General features: G+C 71.0%; 20 protein-coding genes. 8 read left to right on the forward strand and 12 right to left on the reverse strand.

Annotated elements, in window-relative coordinates:
- The first annotated feature begins 89 nt into the window (after window positions 1-89).
- Entirely contained in the window at window positions 90-965 is an 876-nt protein-coding gene (locus JYK18_RS09170) for an A/G-specific adenine glycosylase (RefSeq protein WP_206801683.1), read from the forward strand.
- A 184-nt stretch (window positions 966-1,149) separates the two neighbouring features.
- Window positions 1,150-2,211, forward strand: coding sequence for an N-acetylmuramoyl-L-alanine amidase (locus JYK18_RS09175; RefSeq protein WP_206801684.1), 1,062 nt, complete (start codon window positions 1,150-1,152; stop codon window positions 2,209-2,211).
- Here the strand turns inward: JYK18_RS09175 and JYK18_RS09180 are convergent.
- Entirely contained in the window at window positions 2,201-2,965 is a 765-nt protein-coding gene (locus JYK18_RS09180; protein WP_206801685.1) for an alpha/beta fold hydrolase, read from the reverse strand. The genes JYK18_RS09175 and JYK18_RS09180 overlap by 11 nt on opposite strands.
- A 14-nt stretch (window positions 2,966-2,979) precedes the next feature.
- Here JYK18_RS09180 and JYK18_RS09185 point away from each other — a divergent pair, with 14 nt between their 5' ends.
- From JYK18_RS09185 to JYK18_RS09195, 3 genes are all read left to right on the forward strand, one after another.
- Window positions 2,980-4,404 carry a M1 family metallopeptidase gene (locus tag JYK18_RS09185; protein WP_206801686.1) on the forward strand — a complete coding sequence of 475 codons (1,425 nt, stop codon included), beginning with the start codon at window positions 2,980-2,982 and terminating at the stop codon, window positions 4,402-4,404.
- A gap of 131 nt (window positions 4,405-4,535) precedes the next feature.
- Complete coding sequence (locus JYK18_RS09190; RefSeq protein ID WP_206801687.1) at window positions 4,536-4,847, forward strand: antibiotic biosynthesis monooxygenase; 312 nt, start codon at window positions 4,536-4,538, stop codon at window positions 4,845-4,847.
- Entirely contained in the window at window positions 4,844-5,662 is an 819-nt protein-coding gene (locus JYK18_RS09195) for a Sir2 family NAD-dependent protein deacetylase (RefSeq protein ID WP_307795834.1), read from the forward strand. Before JYK18_RS09190 ends, JYK18_RS09195 begins: the two co-directional genes overlap by 4 nt.
- Here the strand turns inward: JYK18_RS09195 and JYK18_RS09200 are convergent.
- The gene (locus JYK18_RS09200) at window positions 5,646-6,623 is read right to left on the reverse strand and encodes an endonuclease/exonuclease/phosphatase family protein (protein ID WP_206801688.1); all 978 of its coding nucleotides are present in this window, start codon (window positions 6,621-6,623) and stop codon (window positions 5,646-5,648) included. The two genes, JYK18_RS09195 and JYK18_RS09200, sit on opposite strands and share 17 nt — an antisense overlap.
- A gap of 109 nt (window positions 6,624-6,732) precedes the next feature.
- Here JYK18_RS09200 and JYK18_RS09205 point away from each other — a divergent pair, with 109 nt between their 5' ends.
- Window positions 6,733-7,701 carry an ATP-binding cassette domain-containing protein gene (locus tag JYK18_RS09205; protein WP_206801689.1) on the forward strand — a complete coding sequence of 323 codons (969 nt, stop codon included), beginning with the start codon at window positions 6,733-6,735 and terminating at the stop codon, window positions 7,699-7,701.
- Between the two features lie 5 nt (window positions 7,702-7,706).
- Window positions 7,707-8,495, forward strand: a complete 789-nt coding sequence (locus JYK18_RS09210) for an ABC transporter permease (protein ID WP_206804122.1) — start codon at window positions 7,707-7,709, stop codon at window positions 8,493-8,495.
- On the opposite strand, the gene JYK18_RS09215 is transcribed toward JYK18_RS09210, so the two are convergent.
- Together JYK18_RS09215 and JYK18_RS09220 are read right to left on the reverse strand one after the other, a co-directional pair.
- Window positions 8,492-11,662 (reverse strand): BTAD domain-containing putative transcriptional regulator, encoded by a 3,171-nt coding sequence (locus tag JYK18_RS09215; protein WP_206801690.1) that lies wholly within the window; start codon window positions 11,660-11,662, stop codon window positions 8,492-8,494. The two genes, JYK18_RS09210 and JYK18_RS09215, sit on opposite strands and share 4 nt — an antisense overlap.
- 107 nt (window positions 11,663-11,769) lie before the next feature.
- The gene (locus JYK18_RS09220) at window positions 11,770-14,328 is read right to left on the reverse strand and encodes an ATP-dependent Clp protease ATP-binding subunit (RefSeq protein WP_206801691.1); all 2,559 of its coding nucleotides are present in this window, start codon (window positions 14,326-14,328) and stop codon (window positions 11,770-11,772) included.
- Between the two features lie 374 nt (window positions 14,329-14,702).
- Between JYK18_RS09220 and JYK18_RS09225 the strand changes: the two genes are divergently transcribed.
- On the forward strand, window positions 14,703-15,527 hold the full coding sequence (locus JYK18_RS09225; RefSeq protein WP_206801692.1) for a (2Fe-2S)-binding protein: 825 nt from the start codon (window positions 14,703-14,705) through the stop codon (window positions 15,525-15,527).
- Between the two features lie 8 nt (window positions 15,528-15,535).
- Here the strand turns inward: JYK18_RS09225 and JYK18_RS09230 are convergent, their stop codons facing one another.
- From JYK18_RS09230 to JYK18_RS46555, 8 genes are all read right to left on the reverse strand, one after another.
- Window positions 15,536-16,111, reverse strand: coding sequence for a TIGR03086 family metal-binding protein (locus JYK18_RS09230; RefSeq protein ID WP_206801693.1), 576 nt, complete (start codon window positions 16,109-16,111; stop codon window positions 15,536-15,538).
- Between the two features lie 274 nt (window positions 16,112-16,385).
- Complete coding sequence (locus JYK18_RS09235) at window positions 16,386-16,733, reverse strand: Lsr2 family protein (protein WP_153028816.1); 348 nt, start codon at window positions 16,731-16,733, stop codon at window positions 16,386-16,388.
- Between the two features lie 134 nt (window positions 16,734-16,867).
- Window positions 16,868-18,370: a lysine--tRNA ligase gene (gene lysS, locus JYK18_RS09240; RefSeq protein ID WP_206801694.1), complete on the reverse strand. Its 1,503-nt coding sequence runs from the start codon at window positions 18,368-18,370 to the stop codon at window positions 16,868-16,870.
- A 111-nt stretch (window positions 18,371-18,481) separates the two neighbouring features.
- Window positions 18,482-18,988: an aspartate 1-decarboxylase gene (gene panD / locus JYK18_RS09245; RefSeq protein ID WP_206801695.1), complete on the reverse strand. Its 507-nt coding sequence runs from the start codon at window positions 18,986-18,988 to the stop codon at window positions 18,482-18,484.
- Window positions 18,989-18,997: 9 nt separating this feature from the next.
- Complete coding sequence (panC, locus tag JYK18_RS09250; RefSeq protein ID WP_206801696.1) at window positions 18,998-19,909, reverse strand: pantoate--beta-alanine ligase; 912 nt, start codon at window positions 19,907-19,909, stop codon at window positions 18,998-19,000.
- Window positions 19,910-20,812: a Rossmann-like and DUF2520 domain-containing protein gene (locus JYK18_RS09255; RefSeq protein ID WP_206804123.1), complete on the reverse strand. Its 903-nt coding sequence runs from the start codon at window positions 20,810-20,812 to the stop codon at window positions 19,910-19,912.
- 134 nt (window positions 20,813-20,946) lie between these two features.
- The gene (locus tag JYK18_RS09260) at window positions 20,947-22,080 is read right to left on the reverse strand and encodes a PrsW family intramembrane metalloprotease (RefSeq protein ID WP_206804124.1); all 1,134 of its coding nucleotides are present in this window, start codon (window positions 22,078-22,080) and stop codon (window positions 20,947-20,949) included.
- Window positions 22,081-22,610: 530 nt separating this feature from the next.
- Window positions 22,611-23,291 (reverse strand): hypothetical protein, encoded by a 681-nt coding sequence (locus tag JYK18_RS46555; RefSeq protein ID WP_242579035.1) that lies wholly within the window; start codon window positions 23,289-23,291, stop codon window positions 22,611-22,613.
- Between the last annotated feature and the right edge of the window lie 49 nt (window positions 23,292-23,340).

Consider the following 23,340-nt stretch of genomic DNA (forward strand, 5'->3'; position numbering starts at 1 on the left):
TCCGACGGGCTTTCCCACCCGACGAACGGCTCGCCCCCGGACCGACACCACCCTCAACGGAGCGCTCCGCGCCGCATAAACTCTCGGCAATGTCCATCGATGCCGACACGATGATCGACTGGTTCGCCACCCACGCCCGCGACCTGCCGTGGCGGCACGCCGAGTGCACCGGCTGGGGCGTGCTGGTCAGCGAGATCATGCTGCAGCAGACCCCGGTCGCCAGGGTCGAGCCGATCTGGCACGAGTGGATGGCGCGCTGGCCGCTGCCGTCCTCGCTGGCCGCCGCCTCGCAGGGCGAGGTGCTGCGGGCCTGGGGCAAGCTCGGTTACCCGCGTCGCGCGCTGCGGCTGCACGCCGCGGCCGGGGTGATCGCCACCGAGCACGGCGACGTTGTTCCGTCCGATGTGGACACACTGCTGGCGCTGCCCGGCATCGGCGCCTACACCGCCCGCGCGGTGGCCACCTTCGCCTACGGCAAGCGCGCCCCGGTGGTGGACACCAACGTCCGCCGGGTGGTGGCCCGCGCGGTGCACGGGGCGGGCGACGCCGGTCCGCCGTCCACCACCCGCGACCTGGCCGACGTCGAAGCCCTGCTGCCGCCGGAAGAAGATCGCGCGGCCAAGCTGTCCGCCGCGCTGATGGAACTCGGCGCGTTGATCTGCACCGCGCGCACGCCGCGATGCGCTGATTGCCCGGTGTACGCCGAATGCGCGTGGCAGCGCGCGGGCCGTCCGGCCTACGCCGGCCCGGCGAAGGCCGTGCAGAAGTTCGCCGGCACCGACCGGCAGGTTCGCGGCCTGCTGCTGGACGTGCTGCGCGGCACCGAAGGCCCGGTCGAGAAGGCGCGGCTGGACCTGGCCTGGGCGCAGGCCGGGCAACGCGACCGCTGCCTGGATTCGCTGCTGGTGGACGGCCTGGTCGAGCAAACGGCCGACGGGCTGTTCGCCCTGCCCGGTGAACATTGATCTTTAGGGCAGGTTCTCACATTTCCAGACCAAAGTTGGTTATCTATTGTCTGTGCGTCAGCGGGCGGTTACGGTTCCGGAGCGCACCCTGCGATGAACACCTGCGCATAACCGAATGACCGCCAGAAACCGATCTGGGCCGGTGGGCCTCGCGTACCGCCGCGCCCTGTCCGAGGGAGATCGAATGGCCGGAAAACCGGGTTTCGACCGACGAACAGCGCTCAAGGGCGGCCTGACCGTGACCGCGGTCGGTGCGTTCGGCAGCTGGACGGCACACGCCGCCAACGCCGAACTCGCCGCGGGCGCGGCGCCGGAACCGACGATCTACAGCACCGCTGACTGGGGCGCCCGACCGCCGAGCGGCGCGATCACCATCGAGAACCACAAACCGACCTACATCGTGGTGCACCACACCGTCGATCCCGGCAACACCGACGACTTCTCCAAGGAACGCGCGTTCGCCATCTCCAAGGCGATCCAGAACTTCCACATGGACAGCCGGGGCTGGATCGACACCGGGCAGCAGTTCACCAACAGCCGCGGCGGCTACATCACCGAGGGTAGGCACGAGAGCCTGAAAACCCTGCGCGGCGGCACGAAGCACGTCCAGGGCGCCAACGTCGGCGGGCACAACAGCCAGGTCATCGGCATCGAGAACGAGGGCCTCTACGTCGACGTCGACGTGCCGAAGGCGCTGTGGGACTCGCTGGTGAAGCTGGTCGCGTACATGGCAAGCCAGTACGGCATCGGCACCGCGAACATCAAGGGGCACCGGGACTTCAACTCCACCGAATGCCCCGGTGGCGTGCTCTACGGGCGGCTGCCCGAACTCCGCACGGCGGTGGGCAACGCGCTCGGCACGCCGATCGAGCAGCCGCTGGAGTGGCCGCTGCTCAAACCGGGCGAGACCGGGCCGCGGGTGCTCGCCGCGCAGCACCTGCTGCGTGACTCCGGCGCCCGCGCCGTGCCCACCGACGGCGTGTTCGGACAGTCCACAAAGGACGCAGTGACCGGACTGGTGGCGGCGCGCGGGATCGAAGCACACCAGTGCACCGCTTCGGCCCACGCCGACGAGACCGGGTTCTTCGGCGCGGACATCTGGCCGCTGCTGGCGCGTCCGGTGAAGCCGGGCACCGACAGCGAGGCCGCCCGCGCGGCCGCGGTGCTCACCGACGCGGCGGGTGCCCGCTCCGCCGGCGCCACCGAACTCTCCACGCAGGCCTGGAAAGAACTGCTCAACGGCTGAGCACTTCGGACAGGAACGCCTCGACCGCGCCCCGGTACGCCCGGGGCGCGGCGAGGTGCACCACGTGGTGCGCGCCCGGCACCTCGACGTGCCTGCCGTCCGCCGCGCGCGCCGCGACCTGCGCCTGCTGACCGGGCGGCATCGAGCCCCGGCCGCCCTCGACCACCAGCAGCGGGCACTTGATCGAGTCCACAATGGACCAGTAGTCGCGCTCGCCCCATTCGGCCGCGATCCGGTACAGGTCCTCGAGGTCCGCCGCGAGGTGGAAGCCGTCCTCGCGCTCGACCACGCATTCGGTGAAGTAGTCGCCGAGGTCGCCGAAGAAGGCGCGGACGTGCGCGAGCGATTCGAACGGGACCGGCCACGAGTCGAAGTACGAGCGCCACTGGTCCACCGTCTTGCCGACCTGGTCCGGCGCCATGTCCTCGGAGACCACCGCGCGCACCAGCTCCGGCGCGGCCGCCGCGGCACCCCAGGCGTGCAACCCGCCCATGGAGTGGCCGATCAGGATCGCGGGTCCCTCGTCCAGGTGGCGGATGGTGTCGAGCACGTCGTCGACGAAGCGTTCCGTCCGCCAGGGACCGGTCCTCGCGGCCCGCCCGTGCCCGGCGGCGTCCAGCGCGACCACGTGCCCGTACGGCTTGAGCCACTGCGCGACCGTCCACCAGGTCCGCGCGCGGCCCATCAGGCCGTGGAGCAGCAGGATCGGCGGGCCGTCGCCACCGAAGTCAACAACAGTGTCACGCTGGTCCATCTATGCTCCCGCCCATGCGCCGCCACCTCGTCCTCTGCGGTCTGGTGCCGCTCATTATCGGCTGCACCCCCGACCGTCCCGGTGCACCACCGGCCGCCGCGCCCGGCACGGCGTCGCCGGGTGCGCCGGGTGCGGGTGATCCCGCGTACCCGAACGACGGCAACGGCGGGTACGACGCGCTCGGGTACGACGTCTCGATCGGCTACGACCCGGCCTCGAAGCGGCTCGACGGCGATTCCACCGTCACCGCGAAGGCCACGCAGGACCTGAGCCGGTTCAACCTGGACCTGCGCGGGTTGGACGTGGCCTCGGTGGAGGTCGACGGGCAGCAGGCCTCGTTCACCCGCGAAGGCGAGTTCGAGCTGGTGATCACCCCGGCGCAAACGCTTGCAACTGGGCAGACGTTCAAGGCGCGGGTGCGGTACTCCGGTGAGCCGGGCAGTGGTGAGGAGGGCCTCGGGGCCGGTGGCTGGCACCCGTCGCCGTCCGGTGGGGCCTACGTGGTCGGGCAGCCGCACTCGGCCGCGTACTGGTATCCGGTGAACGAGACGCCGCGGGACAAGGCCACCTTCCGGGTGACCGCGCGCGTGCCGGAGGGCTGGTCGGTGGTGTCGGGCGGGGTCGAGGAGAGCACCACGACGGCCAACGGCCAGACCACCTCCACCTGGCGGGACGACACCCCGGCCGCGAGCTACCTGACCACCGTCGCGATCGACCGCTTCACCTTCGACCGGAGCACGCTGCCCGACGGGAAACCGCTGGTGAACGCGTTTGCGCCGGGTGCGGAGAGCAAGCGGGAGGTGGCCGCGCGCACGGCCGAGGCGGTCGAGTTCCTGGCATCGCGCTTCGGCCCGTACCCGCAGACCGCGACCGGCGGCATCTACACCGACGACCGGATCGGGTACTCGCTGGAGACGCAGGGGCGGCCGACCTACGCGAACTGGGCCGATCTGGAGACGGTGGTGCACGAGCTGGCGCACCAGTGGTACGGGAACTCGGTGTCGGTCCGGGACTGGTCAGATGTCTGCCTGAACGAATGCGTGGCGAGTTACAGCCAGTGGCTGTGGGCGGAGGCCAAGGAGGAGGCCGATCTGGACGACCGGTACCGCTCGACGGTGGAGCGGACCAGGGAGAGCACGCGGCTGTGGTCGGCGAAACTGCACGAAGCGCCCGCGGGCGCCGAGTTCGACGGGGTGTACGACAAGGGCATCCTGGCCATGCACGCCCTGCGGCGGACCATCGGCGAGGAGCCGTTCGCGGCGGTGCTGCGGGAGTGGCCGGGGCTGCACAAGGACGGGAACGCCACCTGGCGGGAGTTCGAAGGCTTCATCAGCGCGAAAGCGGGCCGGACGGACCTCGGCCCCTTCTTCGACGCCTGGTTCCGCGGCACCGACCTACCCCCCGACGAGTTCCTCCACCCCGGCTCCCTGCGCCCCTGATTCGCGGCGACCGTCGTGCAGTGAATGTGGCTTTCACTGCGGAATCGGCAGTGAAAGCCACATTCACTGCACCAAGCAGGACGAGGAGGCGGCGGAAGCCGGGGTGGCCCGCCACGACGTAGGCTGGCCCCATGGCAGTGGTGAAGATCAACGCAATCGAGGTCCCCGAGGGCGCCGGCCCCGAGCTGGAGAAGCGGTTCATGGCGCGCCTCCACGCGGTCGACGGGCAGCCCGGCTTCATCTCGTTCGAGTTGCTGCGGCCGGTCGCCGGGGACAACCGGTACTTCGTCTACTCCAAGTGGGAGACCGAGGAGCACTTCCGGGCGTGGGCCGACGGCCCGGCCAAGGAGGCCCACGGCGGCCAGCGCAAGCCGGTGGCCAGTGGCGCCAGCCTGCTCGAGTTCGAGGTCGTGCTGAGCACCGTGGACAGCACCGACCAGTGACCGCGGAGATCGACCGCGCCGCCGAGTGGATCGGCGGCGCGGACGCGGTGCTGGTCTGCGCGGGCGCGGGCATGGGCGTCGACTCCGGGCTGCCCGACTACCGCGGTGACGAGGGCTTCTGGCGCGCCTACCCGCCGTACGCCCGCCTCGGCCTGAGCTTCGCCGAGTTGGCCGACCCCGGCCACTTCGGCGCGGATCCCGAACTGGCCTGGGGGTTCTTCGGCCACCGGCTGGACCTGTACCGGAACACCGTGCCGCACCGGGGGTTCGGGCTGCTGCGCGGGTGGCACGCGAGCACCAGGGTGTTCACCTCCAATGTGGACGGTCAGTTCCAGCGGGCGGGCTGGCCCGAGGACCACGTCGGCGAGGTGCACGGCTCGATCCACCACCTGCAGTGCTTCACCGGCTGCTCGGACCGGATCTGGTCCGCCGACGGCATCGAGGTCCAGGTCGACCCGGACACCATGCGGGCGCACCCGCCGCTACCCGCCTGTCCCGATTGCGGTGGCCTCGCGCGCCCGAACATCCTGATGTTCGACGACTTCGGCTGGCTCCCCCACCGCAGCGACGGCCCGCTCGAAGCGCTCACCGCCTGGCGCCGCAAGCACCGCGACCTGGTGGTCGTCGAACTGGGCGCGGGGCAGGCCGTGCCGACCGTGCGCCGCTACGCCGAGCTCGCCAGCGCGGCCACCGGCAAGCTGATCCGGATCAACCCGCGCGAGGCCGAGGTGCGGCACGGGCGCGGGATCTCGCTGCCGCTCCCGTCGCTGGAAGCGTTGTCCCTCATCGACTCCGCGCTCACACCGGCACGGTGAGCTGGGCGTAGACCGCGTCGTGGTCGCTGGCCGCGACGTCGAACACCTGGAAGTCGCGCACGGCCACCCGGTCGTCGACCAGGATGTGGTCGATGGTCACCGGCGGCGGGAACAGCTTGCCCGGCCAGGTCGGCCGGAACCCCTTGCCCAGCTCGTCCGCCGCGTCGGCGTACCCGGCGTCGATCAGCTCGCGGAACGACGCGTGGTCGAAGGTGGCGTTGAAGTCACCGGCCAGGATCCGCACCGGCAGGTCGGCCGTCGGCTCGGGCAGTCCGGCCAGCTCGGCCTTCCAGTCCACGGGTGACTCCACCGGCGGCATCGGGTGCACCGCGACGATCTCCACGCCGCTGCCGTCCCCGAACTCGACCCGCGCGCTCGGCTGGCGCAGCTTCGACGGCCCGGCCAGCTGCGCCTCGGTCAGCGGGTACTTCGACACCAGCCCGGACCCGGCGCCCCCGCGGATCGGGTGCAGCACCCGGTGCGGCAGCAGGGTGAACAAGCCCGCGCGGTCGAGGTCCTCCACCATCGCCGGGCTCAGCTCCAGCAGGCTCAGCACCTCGACCTGGTTGGCCCGCACCAGTTCCACAATGGACTGCGCCTCGGCCCGGCCGACGAACAGGTTCGACGCCATCACGCGCAGGTCCCGCCCGGTCACCGCGGGCTGCTCCTCGGCGACGAACCGCGGCACCAGCACCGAGACCAGGGCGGCCACCAGCAGCAGCACCACCGCGCCGGTCTTCCACCGCCGCAGCACCAGCGCGAGCACACCGAGCAGCAGCCCGGCCGCGGTCAGGTAGGGCGTCAGCGCGAGTGCGGCCGTGGTGTAGGCGTTGCCGTCGATGCCGAACAGGCGCATCGCGACCAGCACCACGAACGGCACGGTGGCCAGCACCAGCAGTCCGGTCACCACGCGCGCACCCGGGCTCACCTTGCGTGGCGGTGCCTCCTGCTGAGCGATCATGCCGCCAGTATGCCCAAATCCGCTGACAGACCTTGACAGCGCGCTGTGCGCGGTCTGCCAGGGCACCCGGTCATCTTGGGATCAAGCGCGACACGTGAAGGAGGAGAACATGTCGCACGCGATCCGGGCCGAGGGCCTGGTGAAGACCTACGGGGAGACGAAGGCGCTGGCCGGGGTGGACCTGGAGGTGCCGACCGGCAAGGTGGTCGGGGTGCTTGGGCCCAACGGCGCGGGCAAGACCACCGCCGTCCGCATCCTCGCCACGCTGATCCAGCCCGACGCCGGGTACGCCGAGGTCGGCGGGTTCGACGTGGTGAAGGACCCGGTGCGGGTCCGCGGCCTGATCGGCCTGACCGGGCAGTACGCCTCGGTGGACGAGGACCTGTCCGGCACCGAGAACCTGGTGCTGATCGGGCGGTTGCTGGAGTTCAGCCGAGCCGACGCGCGAGCACGGGCCAAGGAGCTGCTGGAGCAGTTCGAGCTGACCGACGCCGCGACCCGGCCGATCCGGACCTACTCCGGCGGCATGCGGCGGCGGCTGGACCTGGCCGCCAGCCTGGTCGGCCGGCCGCGGGTGCTGTACCTGGACGAGCCGACCACCGGACTGGACCCGCACGCCCGCAACGAGGTGTGGGGCGTGGTCCGCGGGCTGATCGCCGACGGCGCCACGGTGCTGCTGACCACGCAGTACCTGGAGGAGGCCGATCAGCTGGCCGACACGATCACCGTGTTCGACCACGGCCGGGTGGTGGCGAACGGCCGTTCCGACGAGCTGAAGCGGCGCGTCGGCGGACAGACGCTCCAGGTGCGCCCGACCGCGGTCGCCGACCTGGACCTGGTCGAGCGCATCCTCGGCGAGCTGACCGGCGCCCGGCCGCACCGCGACACCGCCACCGGCCTGCTCACCGCGCCGGTCGCCGACCCGATGTTGCTGTCCACTTTGGTCCGCAGGCTGGACGAAGCCGGCGTGACCGCCGACGAACTGGCGTTGCGCCTGCCCAGCCTGGACGAGGTGTTCCTGGCGCTGACCGGGCACACCGCCGAGGAGACCACCGAACGAGAAGGGAGCCTGGTGTGACCACGATGACCGCGCCACCGCGGTACGTCAGCCCGGCCAGGAGCGTGCGCCACGGGTTCACCCTGGCCTGGCGCGGTGTGCTGAAGGTGCGCAAGAACCCCGAGCAGCTGGCCGACGTGGTGCTGATGCCGATCGTCTTCCTGGCCATGTTCGTCTACCTGTTCGGCGGGGCCATCTCCGGCGACACCGGCACCTACCTGACCATGGTGGTGCCCGGGGTGATGGTGATGAACATCATGCAGGTGGCGCTGACCATCGGCGTGCACATGAACACCGACGTGTCCAAGGGCCTCTACGACCGGTTCCGCAGCATGCCGATCGCGCGGTCCGCCCCGCTGTTCGGCGCGGTGCTGGCCGACGTGGTGCGGTACCTGGTCTGCCTGGTGGTGCTGCTGGTGGTGGCCACCCTGATGGGCTACCGGATCAGCACCGATCCGGCGTCCCTGCTGGCCGCTTCCGCGCTGGTGGTGTTGTTCGGGCTGTGCTTCTGCTGGATCTCGGTTTTCGTCGGCATGGTGATGCGCACCCCGGGCGCGGTGCAGGGGCTGATGTTCGTCTTCATCATGCCGTTGACCTTCGGCAGCAACGTCTTCGTGCCGTCGGAGACGATGCCCGGCTGGCTGCAGGCGTGGACCGACATCAGCCCGGTGAGCCTGCTCTCCGACGCCCTGCGAGGCCTGCTCAACGGCGGCGCGGTGGCCGGCCCACTGGTCGGCGCGCTGGCCTGGATGGCCGCGGTGCTGGCGGTGTTCTTCCCGCTCGCCATGCGCTCCTACCGCAAGCGCGTCACCTAGTCGGAATCGCCTACCTGCGCGAGCAGTTCCGCGACTGCCTCCTCTTTGGACAGTCGGGAACCGCGCAGGTAGGCGGTTTCGTAGGCCGACTCACCCAACATCGCGGTCAGGTCCTCGACGACCTCGGTCAGCTCGGGCTCACCGAGGTCGAAGATTCCGCGCAGCGCCTCGCTGAGGCCGAGCATGGTCGCCGCGCCGGGGGCGTCGCCTTCGCGGTGGCGCACCAGTGCCAGCACCTCCGCGTTGCGGGCCAGGTCCGCCATGTCCCGCCGGGTGGTCGAGGCCTTGGCCGAGATGGCGATCTGCCGCCGCGCCTCGTCGAACCGGCCTTCGGACAGGGCCAGCGCGGAGAGCCCGCGGCTGGTCCACTCCACCGTGGTGCTCGGCGGGAACGGACCGTCCATCGGCCGGGCCGCCAGCTCGGCCAGCACCTCGCGGGCGAGCGCGAAATCGCCGCTCCGGCGGGCCAGCTCGGCCTTGCCGTACAACTTGAAGATGGCCAGCTCGTCGTGCGCGTAGTCGGTCTGGAGCCGCTCCAGCTCGGCCATGTCCGCCCACGCGCCGACCAGATCGCCCGCCCTCGCCCGCTCCATCGCCAGCCGCCAGACCTGCTGGCCCATCTCCTCGACCAGGTCCAGCTCGCGCGCCATCTCGTAACCGCGGCGGTAGGCCTCGATCGCGCCCTCGTTGTCCCCGCGCAACGACCGGTCCTCGGCCACCATGCCCCAGGCCATGCTCATGCCCCAGCGGTCCCCGAGCGCTTCGAACTCGCTCAGCGCCCCGGCCCTGGCCACGTTGGCGCCCTCCCGGTCCCCGCGATCACCCAGCACGAACCCGTGCACCCACTGCCCGGAGGCGCGGGCCCACTTGTCGCCGCTGTTGCGGGCCCGGTCGATCTCGCGGTCCGCCAGCTCGCGGTCGCCGGTCATGAACGAGACCATCGGCAACGCGATCGCCAGCATCGGGAACCGTTCCGCGGCACCGCTGTCCACGCAGTCGTTGACCAGCTGCCGGAAGTCCGGGCCGCTCCCGCCGTCGCCCAGTATCACCTCGGTCATGCCGTGGATCAGCCGGAAGGTGGCGCCGGCGTAGCGGGGGATGGCGTCCCCGAAGGCGATCATCTCGCCGGCGATCTCGACCGCCTGCGGGTGCTGGCCGCGCACCATCCAGATCCAGAGCATGGCCAGCGCCAGCCGGTGCGCCGGATCGGGCTCGTGCTCGCGGATCGCCCAGCGCAGCGCGGTCATCATGTTGTCGTACTCGGCGTCGAAGACGGCGATCGCTTCGATCTGCTCCGGGGTGCGGGTGCGCGGCTCCTGCCGCTCGGCCAGCTCGACGAAGTAGTCCACGTACCGGCGCGTGTAGGTCCTCCGCTCGTCCGCCTCGGCCAGCCGCTCGTCGGCGTAGGCGCGGATGGTCTCCAGCATCCGGTAGCGCGGCTGGCCCGCCTCGTCCGGTCGCGCGTCCACAATGGACTTCTCGACCAGCGAGCCGAGCACGTAGAGCACGTCGGCGTCGCAGACCCGTTCGATGGCCTCGATGGTGGCGCCGGCGGAGAACACCGACAGCCGCCGGGCGAGCACGCGTTCCGGCTCGTCGAGCAGGTCCCAGCTCCACTCGACCACCGCGCGCAGCGTGCGCTGGCGCGGCAGGGCGCTGCGGCTGCCCGAGGTGAGCAGCCGGAACCGGTCGTCGAGGCGCTGGGCGATCTGCGTCGCGGTCATCGAGCGCAGGCGGGCGGCGGCCAGTTCGAGCGCGAGCGGCATGCCGTCGAGGCGGTGGCAGATCTCCACCACCGCGGCGGTGTTCGACTCGTCGAGGGTGAACGCCGGGCTGACCGCGGTGGCGCGATCGGTGAACAGGCGCACGGCCGCGGCCCGCGCGGCGGGGATCTCACGGCTGGGCAGGCCCAGCGGGCCGAGCGGGCACAGCACCTCGCCGGTGATCGCCAGCGCTTCACGGCTGGTGGTCAGCACGCGCAGGCCGGGCACGCGCGCCAGCAGGTCGCTGGTGAAGTCGGCGACGGCCTCGATGACGTGCTCGCAGTTGTCCAGCAGGAGCAGGCACGGGCGGTGGCCGAGCACCTCGGCGACCTGGTCGAGCGCGTCGGGCAGGGCCAGGTCGAGCGAGGCGCTGTCGATCACGCGGCGTTCGCGGATGCCGAGCGCGGCGGTGACGGCGGCGGGCACGTCGGCCGCGTTGCGCACGCCGGCCAGCGGCACGAACCAGGCGCGGCCGTGTTCGGCCTCGGGGTGCCGCACGGCGGCCTCGGTGGCGAGCCGCGTCTTGCCCGCGCCACCCGGTCCGACCAGCGTGACCAGGCGGTGCTCGGCGAGGCGGGCGGCGATGGTGGCCAGCTCGTCGTCACGCCCGACGAAGCTGGTCAGGCGGGCGGGGAACGCGGCGGGATGGGCCGCGGCCACGGCCTGGACCGGCTTCGGCAGATCCCCGCGCAACACGGCCAGGTGCGTTTCGGTCAGTTCGGGCGAGGGGTCCACGCCCAGCTCGTCGGCGAGCGTCTGGCGCACGTTCTCGAAGACGGCGAGGGCTTCGGACTGGCGCCCGGCCATGGACAACGCGCGCATGCGCAACGCGGCCAGGCGCTCGCGGAGCGGATGGCGGTCGGCGGCGGCTTCCAGGTCGGCGAGGACCTCGGCGTGCCTGCCGACGGCGAGTTCGGCGTCGAACCAGTCCTCGTGGGCGGCGGTGCGCAGGTCGTCGAGGCGGGCGGCGGGCGCGTGCGCGAACCCGGCGTCGAGGATGTCGGCGAGCGCGGGTCCCTGCCAGAGCGCGAGTGCGGCGCTGAGCTGCGCGGCCGCCTTCTCCGGACGGCCCGCCTTCAGCTCGGCGCGCCCCTGCGCGGCGAGGGTCTCGAAGCGGGCGGCATCGACGTCGGCGGCCAGCTGGTAACCACCGCCCGCCGAGGTGAGCACGCCGGTTTCGGGCAGGGCCTTGCGGAGGCGGGAGACCAGCGACTGGAGCGCGTTGGCCGCATCGGCGGGCGGTTCGCCGCCCCAGAGGTCGGCGGCCAGCGCCTCCGCGGTGACCACCCGGCCGGCGGCGAGCGCCAGCCGGGCCAGGAGCATGCGGAGGCGCGCACCGCCGAGCGTGACCGGCGGTCCTTGGTCCGCGTGCACGCGGACCGGGCCGAGGAGTACTACGCGCACCACCCCAGCCTTCCAGACGAGCCGTGGTGCGCGCCGCCGCATTGATCCCGGAGAAGCGAAAGCGCCCCCGGAGCGGGCTGCTCCGGGGGCGCTTCCTTGGCGTTGCTTTACTCGCCGTCGTTCTCCTGGTGGTCGTCACCGGCAGCCGAAGCGCCGATGCTCACCGGCGGGGAGTCCGGCACGCTGGACGGCCGAGCCTCACCGCGGAAGGTGAACTTGGCCTGGTCGTCCTTCTCGCCTTCTTCGCCGTTCCAGCCCTCGACGTCGACCACGATGATCTGACCGGCCTCGACCTCGCCGAACAGGATCTTCTCGGACAGCTGGTCCTCGATCTCCCGCTGGATGGTGCGACGCAGCGGCCGGGCGCCGAGCACCGGGTCGAACCCGCGCTTGGCCAGCAGCGACTTCGCCTTCTCGGTCAGCTCGATGTCCATGTCCTTGGACTTCAGCTGCGTCTCGACCCGCGCGATCATCAGGTCGACCATCTGGATGATCTGGTCCTTGGTCAGCTGGTGGAAGACGATGATGTCGTCGATCCGGTTCAGGAACTCCGGCCGGAAGTGCTTCTTCATCTCCTCGTTGACCTTCTGCTTCATCTTCTCGTACTTCGACGAAACGTCGTTGCCGGAAGTGAAGCCGAGGCTCACCGACTTCGAGATGTCCTGCGTCCCGAGGTTCGAGGTGAAGATCAGCACGGTGTTCTTGAAGTCGACGGTACGGCCCTGGCCGTCGGTCAGGCGGCCGTCCTCCAGCACCTGCAGGAGCGTGTTGTAGATCTCCTGGTGCGCCTTCTCGATCTCGTCGAACAGCACCACCGAGAACGGCTTGCGCCGCACCTTCTCGGTCAGCTGGCCACCCTCTTCGTAGCCGACGTAGCCCGGAGGGGCACCGAACAGCCGCGAAGCGGTGTAGCGGTCGTGGAACTCACCCATGTCGATCTGGATGAGCGCGTCGTCCTCGCCGAACAGGAAGTTCGCCAGCGCCTTGGACAGCTCGGTCTTACCGACACCGGACGGGCCGGCGAAGATGAACGAGCCGGACGGGCGCTTCGGGTCCTTCAGGCCGGCGCGGGTGCGGCGGATCGCCTGGGACACGGCCTTGACCGCGTCCTCCTGGCCGATGATCCGCTTGTGCAGCTCCTCCTCCATGCGGAGGAGCCGGGTGGTCTCCTCCTCGGTGAGCTTGAACACCGGGATACCGGTCCAGTTGGCCAGGACCTCGGCGATCTGCTCGTCGTCGACCTCCGCGACGACGTCCAGGTCACCGTCCTTCCACTGCTTCTCCCGCTCGGACTTCTGGCCCAGCAGGGTCTTCTCCTCGTCGCGCAGGCGCGCGGCGCGCTCGAAGTCCTGCGCGTCGATGGCCGATTCCTTGTCCCGGCGCACGTCGGCGATCTTCTCGTCGAACTCGCGCAGGTCCGGCGGCGCGGTCATCCGGCGGATGCGCATCCGGGCGCCGGCCTCGTCGATCAGGTCGATCGCCTTGTCCGGCAGGAACCGGTCGTTGATGTACCGGTCGGCCAGGGTGGAGGCGGCGACCAGCGCCGAGTCGGTGATCGAGACGCGGTGGTGCGCCTCGTACCGGTCGCGCAGGCCCTTGAGGATCTCGATGGTGTGCTCGAGCGAGGGCTCGCCGACCTGGATCGGCTGGAAGCGGCGCTCCAGCGCCGGGTCCTTCTCGACGTACTTGCGGTACTCCTCGAGCGTGGTGGCACCGATGGTCTGCAGCTCACCACGGGCCAGCATCGGCTTGAGGATGGACGCCGCGTCGATCGCGCCCTCGGCGGCACCCGCACCGACCAGGGTGTGGATCTCGTCGATGAACAGGATGATGTCGCCGCGGGTCTTGATCTCCTTGAGCACCTTCTTCAGGCGCTCTTCGAAGTCACCGCGGTACCGGGAGCCGGCGACCAGCGAGCCGAGGTCGAGGGTGTAGAGCTGCTTGTCCTTCAGCGTCTCCGGGACCTCGCCCTTGACGATGTTCTGCGCGAGCCCCTCGACGACGGCGGTCTTGCCGACGCCGGGCTCCCCGATCAGCACCGGGTTGTTCTTGGTGCGGCGGGAGAGCACCTGCATCACGCGCTCGATCTCCTTGCCGCGCCCGATCACCGGGTCCAGCTTGCCCTCGCGGGCGGAGGAGGTCAGGTTGCGGCCGAACTGGTCGAGCACCAGCGAGGACGACGGAGTGCCCTCGCCGCGGCCGCCACCGGCCTCGGCGGGCTCCTTGCCCTGGTAACCCGACAGCAGCTGCAGTACCTGCTGGCGCACCCGGTTGAGGTCCGCGCCGAGCTTGACCAGCACCTGCGCGGCCACGCCCTCGCCCTCGCGGATCAGGCCGAGCAGGATGTGCTCCGTGCCGATGTAGTTGTGGCCGAGCTGCAGTGCCTCGCGCAGCGAGAGCTCCAGCACCTTCTTCGCCCGAGGCGTGAAGGGGATGTGCCCGCTGGGCGCCTGCTGCCCCTGGCCGATGATTTCCTCGACTTGCTGGCGAACGCCCTCCAGGGCGATTCCCAGCGACTCGAGCGCCTTGGCGGCGACACCCTCACCCTCGTGGATGAGACCCAGGAGGATGTGCTCGGTGCCGATGTAGTTGTGGTTGAGCATCCTGGCCTCTTCTTGGGCCAGGACGACCACCCGCCTCGCGCGGTCGGTGAACCTCTCGAACATTCCCACTCCCTCGACTGCTGCGCCGGCGGTGAGTACCCACCGATTCCTTCCACGATGAGTTCAGCACCGTAAGACCACTGTAGTAGCCATGCGGTCGCGCTGGCGTACCACTACGTCAGTTGGTGCCTCAGTCAGTCGGCATACCCGGCCGCCATCGGGCCGGGCTCGAATCCAGACGTTTCCGCTGATGGTTGACGTGTGGTCCAACGTCGCAGGTCGCCGTGGGATTCCGGGCGCGGCGCGCTGTCCGCTCAGCGCGAACAACCCGAAGACGGGTGTTCGTCCCACTTTCGGGGAACAGGAGTGGCGTGGATCCGGACCGCCTGTAAGGTAAGGCACGCCTAATCACCCGATCAGCCCACGCAGGAGGCTCGATGTCGTTCGGCGGCCCCGGCGAGCGGACGCGGGTGGCGGTCGGCGGGCTGGCGGAGTCGCTCCGCCGGGTCGACGGGCTGCAGGACCGGGCCGGCATCCGGTTCGACCTGCCGACCGGGCCGGACCGCGGGCAGTGGCAGCGCTGCGAGGAGCTGCTGGCGCGCCCGGCGTTGTTCACCGACTGGCACGACCTGCTCAGCGACTGGCTGCGCGCGCAGCACGGTTCGGCGCCGAAGCGGACGGCGGCCGGGTACGTGATGTCGTGGTACCTGCACGTTCCCGCGTACGCCGCCGCGCTCCTGTTCCACCACGAGCGCCGGGTGCCCTCGCTGCGCGCGGGCGAATTGGCCTTCAAGCTCTCCGGCGACCGGCCGCACCCGGACGGCATCGCGGTGCTCGGCACCGAGTTCTACTGCCTGCCCAGCGACCCCGGCTCGGTGCTGCCGGAGGCGACCGTGGTGGCCGACGAGCACGAACTGGTCGCCGTGCTCCGCGCCCGCTACATCGCGCACGCCGCCCGGTTCGTCCGCGCCTACCGCGAGGTGAGCCCGCTCGGCCCGCGCACGCTGTGGGCCGCGGCCACCGACGCGCTGGACAACTCGCTGTGGTGGGCGGGCAGGCACGGCGGGGACGAAGGCGCGGGCGTGGCCGACGCGGCGCTGGTGCTCGACGCCACCTACGCGCCGCTGACGTCGGCCTCGACCCTGCGGATGACCGAACAGCGCGAGTGGGCGCGGCGGCGGGAAAGCTGCTGCTTCTCGTACCTGCTCCCGGCCGAAGCCGAATGCGCCGGCTGCCCGCGCACCTGCGCCCGCTCGTCGTAGAACATCCGTTATGCCAGGGGTTTCCAGGACGGGTCGCGGCCGGTGAGGCCCAGCAGGCGGTCCAGCACCGGCGCCGACGCGGGAACGGGCACCTCCGGGCCGTACACCTTCATCTGCCGCGCGGTCTCCGCGTTCGCCGCGACGTCGGTGTACAAGGCGGCGACCACCTCGGGCTCCGGTTCGAACGGGCGGCCGGTGGCGCGGGCCAGGTCCCAGCCGTGGACCACGAACTCGCCGAACACCATTCCGTAGAGCATCGGGGCCGGGAGTTCCGCGCCGCCGAAGTCGGCCATGCCCTCCCGCGCACCGGGACGGCCCAGCGCTTCGACGAGGTCAGCGGCTTGCTTGTCCAGCCGGGCGGCCCAGTCGTCACCCAGTTCGACCCCGGCCTCACCGGCCCCGGCTTCGGGCGGCGCCGAGCGGCGCGCACCGGCGAGCAGGAATGGTCCCCAGTACAAAAGGTGCCTCAGCAGCGCCCGGACGTCGTAGTCGGCGCAGGGCGTCGGCGCGCCCAGTTCGCCCGGTTCGATAGCGCGGACGATCCCGGTGAACCGATCGGCCGCGAGCGGAAGTAGTTCTGGCATGCGCCGATTAGCTCACACCCGGTGGCCGCCGTCTTGAACAAACGCGACAAGGTTGGCCGTTCGAGTTGACCACCCATCAAGGGTGAATACGGTGTCCGCGATTCTCGATCCAATAGGGCGGCAACCAGCGAATTGGGCGGTCCGGTGGTGCCCACTAAGTGGCGCAACGCACTCCGCCGAGGCGGTGCAGGCGGCCAATTCCGCAGTACGACATGGGACAGGGGCACCGGCGTTCTCGCCGATGCCCCTGTCTGCAGGAAGAGCCGGGTAATGCTCAGTTCTTCTTGTGGTAGGCCTCGACAACCTCGGACGGGATGCGCCCGCGGTCGGAAACCTGATAGCCGTTCTTGCGCGCCCAGGCGCGGATGGCCTGGTTCTGCTCGCGGTCGACGGTGGCCGGGCGGGCAACGGCCTTGGTGGCCGGACGGCCACCGGAGCGCTTGCGGCCACCGGCGCGGCGGGCGTGCTCGACGTACTGGGCGAGCGCGTCGCGCAGTTCCTCGGCATTGTCGGCCGACAGATCGATCTGGTAGCTCACACCGTCCAGACCGAACTCGACCGTCTCTTCGGCTTCCGAACCGTCCAGGTCGTCCACAAGTGAGACAAGGACCTTCTGCGCCATTGGTTTCCTCCTGCTTGGGGCTAGCTCGCAACTTGGTCAGTAAAGATCGGTGTGGGGCCACAAGCCCCGTGACAGGAGCTGTCGGTTAAGACATTAATACTCGCTCTCGCGAGTAAACGCAAATCTCGATTGGGTTATTCGGGTCGAACCAGCGGGAACAGGATGGTCTCCCGGATACCGAGCCCGGTCAGCGCCATCAGCAAGCGATCGATACCCATTCCCACTCCCCCGCTCGGCGGCATTCCGTACTCAAGGGCGCGAAGGAAATCCTCATCCAGCCGCATGGCCTCACTATCACCGGCGGCGGCCAGCTGGGACTGCGCCACGAGCCTTTGCCGTTCGACCACCGGATCGACCAACTCGGAGTACCCGGTCGCCAGTTCGAATCCCCGAACGTAGAGGTCCCACTTCTCGGCCACCCCCGGCTGCGAGCGGTGCTGCCTGGTCAGCGGGGAGGTCTCCACCGGGAAATCCCGGACGAAAGTCGGGGCGTGCAGGTGATCGCCGACGAAGTGTTCCCACAGTTCCTCGATCAGTTTGCCGTGGCCGAGTTTGGGATCGAACTCCAGATCGTGCGCGGTGGCGAAGGCGCGCAACTTCTCCACCGAGGTCTCCGGGGTTACTTCCTCACCGAGTGCCTCCGACAACGAGCCATACATTGTCAGGGAGGTCCACTCGCCGGACAGGTCGTACTCGCTGCCGTCGGAAAGGGTCACCACCTGGGTGCCGAAGACCGCCTCGGCGGCTTCCTGCACCAACTCCCTGGTCATCACCGCATTGGTGTCGTAAGTGGCGTACGCCTCGTAGTACTCCAGCATGGCGAACTCGGGCGAATGGGATGAGTCGCTGCCCTCGTTCCGGAAGTTGCGGTTGATCTCGAAGACCTTCTCGATCCCGCCGACCACGCAGCGCTTGAGGTACAGCTCCGGCGCGATGCGCAGGTAGAGCTCCATGTCGAAGGCATTGGACCGGGTGACGAACGGCCGGGCCGCCGCGCCGCCGTGCAGCGTCTGCAGCATCGGCGTCTCCACCTCGGTGAATCCGCGCCGGTGGAAGGAATCACGCAGGGAACGCATTACCCCGGCGCGGGTTTCCACCACTTCCCTGGCCTTCGGGCGCACGATCAGATCGACGTAACGCTGCCGGATGCGGGTTTCCTCGGCCAGTTCCTTGTGCGCGACCGGCAGCGGCCGCAGCGCCTTCGAGGTCAGCTGCCAGCCGTCGGCCATCACCGACAGCTCACCGCGCTTCGAGGTGATCACCTCACCGGTGACGAACACGTGGTCACCGAGGTCCACATCGGACTTCCAGGCGGCCAGCGCCTGCTCGCCGACCTTGGCCAGGCTGATCATCGCCTGCAGTTCGGCGCCGCCCTCGCGCAGGCTGGCGAAGCACAGTTTCCCGGTGTTCCGCATGAACATCACGCGGCCGGTCACGCCGACGCGGACCCCGGTCGCGGTGTCCGCGGGAAGGCCGTCGTGCGCGGCGCGGATTTCGGCGAGGCCGTGCGTGCGCGGGACCTCGACGGGATAGGGCTCGACGCCCTCGGCGAGAATCCGCTCCCGCTTCTCCCGCCGGACGCGCATCTGTTCGGGCAGGTCGTCTTCACTCGTAACGGATGCGGGGTTCTCGCTCATGCGCACAGGGTACGAACCCGCTGATCGGCTACGCCAACCGGATTACCGAAAATGGCAATCCGGTGACCGGCGAACGCGTCCGGTTTCCGCGGTGCCGGAAACCGGACATACTCAGCGTTCGGACTGTTCCTGGAGCAGCGCGTCCAGCCGGGCCGCGTCCACCGTCTCGGCCACCGGGAACCCGGCCGCGTCCAGCCCCTGCTGGATCACCGGCAGCGAGCCGTTGAGCAGGCCGGACCCGTCCGGCACCTCGGCCGGGTCCTGGCCCCGCACCAGCTCCCGGTTGTCCGCGTCGACGAAGACCACCCGCGGCCGGAAAGCGGCCGCCTCGGCGTTGTCCAGCTGCGCGTAGGAGATGACGATGACCAGGTCACCGGGGTGCACGTGGTGCGCGGCGGCACCGTTGATGCCGATGATGCCGGAGCCGCGCTCCCCGGCGATGACGTAGGTCTCCAGCCGGGCGCCGTTGGTCACGTCGACCACGCACACCTGCTCGCCCGCCAGCAGGTCGGCGGCCTCCATCAGGTCCTCGTCGACGGTGAGCGAGCCCACGTAGTGCAGGTCCGCCTGGGTCACCGTGGCCCGGTGGATCTTGGACTTGAGCATCGTCCGGTACATGTCGCTGTACTACTCCCCGGTCGGGATGCCGTGCTCGGCGGCCGCACCGAGCAGGACGGATACGTTGTCGATCAGGCGCGTGCGGCCCACGCGTGCGGCGATCAGCAACCGTGCTTCCCCATCGACGGGGGCCGGGCCGAGATCGTTCCCGCGGAGTTCCAGGTAGTCCACGTCGACCGACGGCACGGCGGCGAGCGTGGCGCGTGCCGCGTCGAGCACCGCCTCGGCGCCACCGACGCCGGCGTGCGCTCCCGCGGTCAGCGCCTTCGACAGCACCACCGCGTCGGCGCGTTCACCTTCGCTGAGGTAGGCGTTGCGCGAGGACAGGGCCATGCCGTCGGCCTCCCGCACCGTGGGCACGCCGATCACCTTGGTCTCGAAGTCCAGTTCCGCGACCATCTTCTTGATCAGGACCAGTTGCTGGTAGTCCTTTTCGCCGAAGAACGCGTAGTCCGGACGGACGATGTTGAACAGTTTCGCCACCACGGTCAGCACGCCGGCGAAGTGGCCGGGCCGGGCGGCGCCCTCCAGTTCGTCCCCCAGCGGTCCGGGGTGGACGGTCACCTGCGCGCCGGGGCGGTACAGGTCGGCGGCGGTGGGTGTGAAGGCGAACTCCGCCCGCACCTCACCGAGCACCTCCAGGTCCCGCTCCAGCGGGCGCGGGTAGGCGTCGAAGTCCTCGTTCTCGCCGAACTGCAGCGGGTTCACGAAGATGGACGCGCCGACCACGGTGTTCGGCAGGCGCTTGGCCCGGCGCAGCAGTTCGCGGTGCCCGGCGTGCAGCGCGCCCATGGTCGGCACCAGCGCCACCTGGTGGCCCACCTGGCGCAACGCCCTGGTGACCCGGCGCAGGTCTGCCGGGCGCTGGTAGCTGTTCAACCCGCCCCGGGTGAACTTGGGCGCGGTTTTCGGTGTGGTCATTCAGGAATCAGCCCCTCGGGCGTGGTCGTCGAGCAGGCCGGTCAGGTCCGCCGCGGTATCCGTGGCCAGCAGTCCGGCACCCGCCGCGCGGGCCGCCGTGCGACGGGCCAGCGCGGTGTAGGAGGCCGACACCTCGGGCGCGCGTTCGGCGAGCACCCGCAGGTGCGACCGAACGGTCCCGGCGTCTCCCCTGGCCACCGGACCGGTCAGCGCGCGATCGCCCTGACGGAGCACATTGTCCAATGCCGCGGAAAGCAGCGGGCCGAGGACCCGCTCGGCGTCCGCGATCCCGGCGCCGCGCAGCAGTTCCGCGCAGTCGGCGACCAGCGTGACCAGGTGGTTCGCCCCGTGCGCCAGCGCGGCGTGGTAGAGCGGGCGGGCGGGTTCCGGGATGCGCACCGGCTCGCCGCCCATCTCCATCACCAGCGCCTCGCCGACGTTCCACGCCGCGTCGTCGCCGGTGGCGGCGGTCACGCCGACGCAGCAGTGCGCCATCCGCTCGATGTCCTCCTCGCGCCCGGTGAAGGTCATCACCGGGTGCAGCGCCAGCGGCAGCGCGCCGGCCTTCTCGGCGGGTGCGAGGATCTCCACCCCGTGCGCGCCAGAGGTGTGCACCACGATCTGGCCGGGGCGCAGGGAATCGGTGGCCACCAGGCCGCGGACCATGCCGGCCAGCGCGTCGTCCGGCAATGCCAGCAGCACCAGGTCGGCGCTGCGCACCACCTCGTCCGGCGGCAGCAGCGGCACCCCGGGCAGCAGGCGCTCGGCGCGGCGCACGGACGCGGCGGACAGTCCGGAAGCGGCGACCACGGTGTGCCCGGCCCTGGTCAGCGCGGCCCCGAGCACGCTGCCGACGCGGCCGGCCGAAACCACTCCGACGGCGAGCCTGGCCGGCCGATCCATGGCGCGGCTATCTCCGACGCTCATAGCGGTCATGCTCCCTCATGCGTTCCGGTCCCGCCTCATCGCGCCCGGCCTCGGCAACTGGGCGAGATTAGCCGCCGCCCGGAGCGGTGTCGGCAGGGAGGTGATGAGCTTCACCCGCTCCGGTTCCCCTCGCGCGGGGCGTTCCGCCTGGACAACCGGACCGCCTCGGCCCGGGACGCCCGCATCGTGGTGATCAGCTCGTCCTGGTGGGTGGCGGCGTCCGCGGGCGCCGTTCCGGTGGCCATCGCGCGGCGCAGGAACGCCAGTTCGGTGACCGCGGACTGGTAGGCGCCGACCGCCCGCGCCGCCGCCCGGCCGGACTCCTTGGCCGCCTGGCGGCGCCACTTCCGCCGGCCGGGCAGGCTGGCCAGCAGGTCCACTTCGGACGGTGCGATCCAGCGCGCGTTGGCCATCGCGGGCAGTGCCGCGGCGACGATCCGCTGTTCGCGGCGGCGGTGCCAGACCACCAGCATCATCACCCCGATGAACATCGGCACCATGATCAGGAAGTAGATGTTGAGGAAGGCATCGGCACCGCCGATGGTGGCCGCGCCGTTCCAGAGCGCGTGCAGCGCGACCGCGGCCAGGTAACCGCCGAGCGGGGCCAGCACGCGGACCGCGCGGACGGTCGAACGCGCGGCCAGGCCGATGCCGAGCCCGGTGAACACGGCGAACAGCGGGTGGGTGAACGGCGAGAGCACCCCGCGCAGGATGAACGCGGCGAGCACGCCGGGGTGCGAGCCGTCCCCGAAGCCGTTCTCCGCGAAGGCGCGGCCGAAGTAGTAGATGTTCTCGGTGAAGGCGAACCCGGCGGCGGAGAAGCCGGCGTAGACGATGCCGTCCACGACGCCGTCGAACTCCTTGCGGCGGCGCATCAGCACGATCAGCACGATCGCCGCCTTGGCCGCCTCCTCCACCAGCGGGGCGGAGACGACCGCGCTGAACGTGCTGCCGTTGCCGCTGCCGAGCAGCAGGTCGCCGACGGTCTCCGCGGTGTTGTTGATCAGCAGCGCGGTGGCGGTGGCCACGAAGGCGCCCCAGGCGAAGGTGACCAGCAGGAGGCCGGCGGGTTCGGGTTCCCAGCGGTCCACCCAGAGGAAGGCGGCGACCACCACGCCGACCGGTACCAGGGCGGCCACCACGCCGATGACCACGGCGAGCACGCCGACGCGGGAGGTCAGCACGCCGAAGAGGACCAGCCCGCACAGGGCGAGCACGATCAGGCCCAGCACCGGGAGCAGCACGGTGACCCGGCGCGGCCGGTGCCGTCGCTGAATCGTCGAAGTGGCGATCACGGTCTGCAGACCATACGCAGGTCTCCTCGGCGCAGCGCCCCGTCCTCCGCCCGGCGGACACGGGAGTGACTCCGGACGCGGGTACCGGGCGGGGGCGGCGTGCTGTGAATGTGGCTTTCACAGCGGAATGTGCAGTGAAAGTGGCTTTCACCGCGCGGGGCGGAGGCGGGCGAGCACGGCGGCGAGCGCGGCGCGGCGGCGAGCGCGGCGCGGCAGCGTGCGCGGGGCGGCGCACGGGCAAAGGGCGCAGGGCGATGGCGGCGAGCGGGCAGGCGGCGTGCTGTGAATGTGGCTTTACAGCGGAATGCAGTGAATGGCTTACGGTGGCGGGGCGGCGGGCGGGCGGAGGCGCGGCGGGCGCCGCGCGGGGCAGCAGCGGGGCGCGGCGGGGGCGCCGTGGCGTGGCGGGCGTGGGACGCGGATGTGGCTTCGGGGGCGTAGTCCGCTCCGAGAGCCACATTCGTGTCGCCGGGCTGGGGTCAGTCTTCGGCTCGGCGGCGTCGGCGGGGGGTGCTGCCGGTGGCGCCGTGGGCGGCGAGCAGTTCGTTCACCGAGCGGCCCGCGGCGTGCGTGCCCTCCGGCTCCTTCTCGGCCTCCGGCTTCGAGTGGCCGCCGGTGTGGCGCGAGCCGTTCGCCGGGGCGGCCTCGGCGAGGCGTTCCCACGACGGCGGCTCACCCTCGGCGCGACGCCTGCGCCCACCACCGTTCGCGGGCTCGGCACTCGCGGCGGGCTTCGGCAGCGGCAGGCTCGCCGACGACTGGTACCCACCGCCCTCGTCGTCCCGGCGGCGACGGCCACCGGGGCGGCCTTCGCTCTGGATGGCCCGCACGGACGGCGGCAGCGTCGGGTTCTGCTTCTCCGCGGCGGGCTCGGCCGGACGGCGCGCGGGACGGGCAGGCTCGGCGGGCTTCGGCCGCTCCTGGGGCTGCTGCGCCGGCTGCTTCGACGCCGCCGGCCGCACGGCTTCGAACTCACCGGTCTCGGCCCGACGACGGCCACCGCTGCGCTGGACACCGCCGTTGTGCTGCGTGCCCCCGTTGCGCGCGGCGCCCCCGTTCCGGCGGCCCGAGTCCCAGGCGGGCTCGGCCGCCCAGTCGAGGTCGAACTCCTTCGACAGCTCGGTCGGCCGCCCGGTGGGCGGTACGATCGGCCTCGGCACGCGCGGCGGCCGGCTCGGCGCCGCGGGCTTGGCTTCGGCGGCCTGGGCC

The sequence above is a fragment of the Amycolatopsis sp. 195334CR genome, from assembly GCF_017309385.1.
Taxonomy (GTDB): Bacteria; Actinomycetota; Actinomycetes; order Mycobacteriales; family Pseudonocardiaceae; genus Amycolatopsis.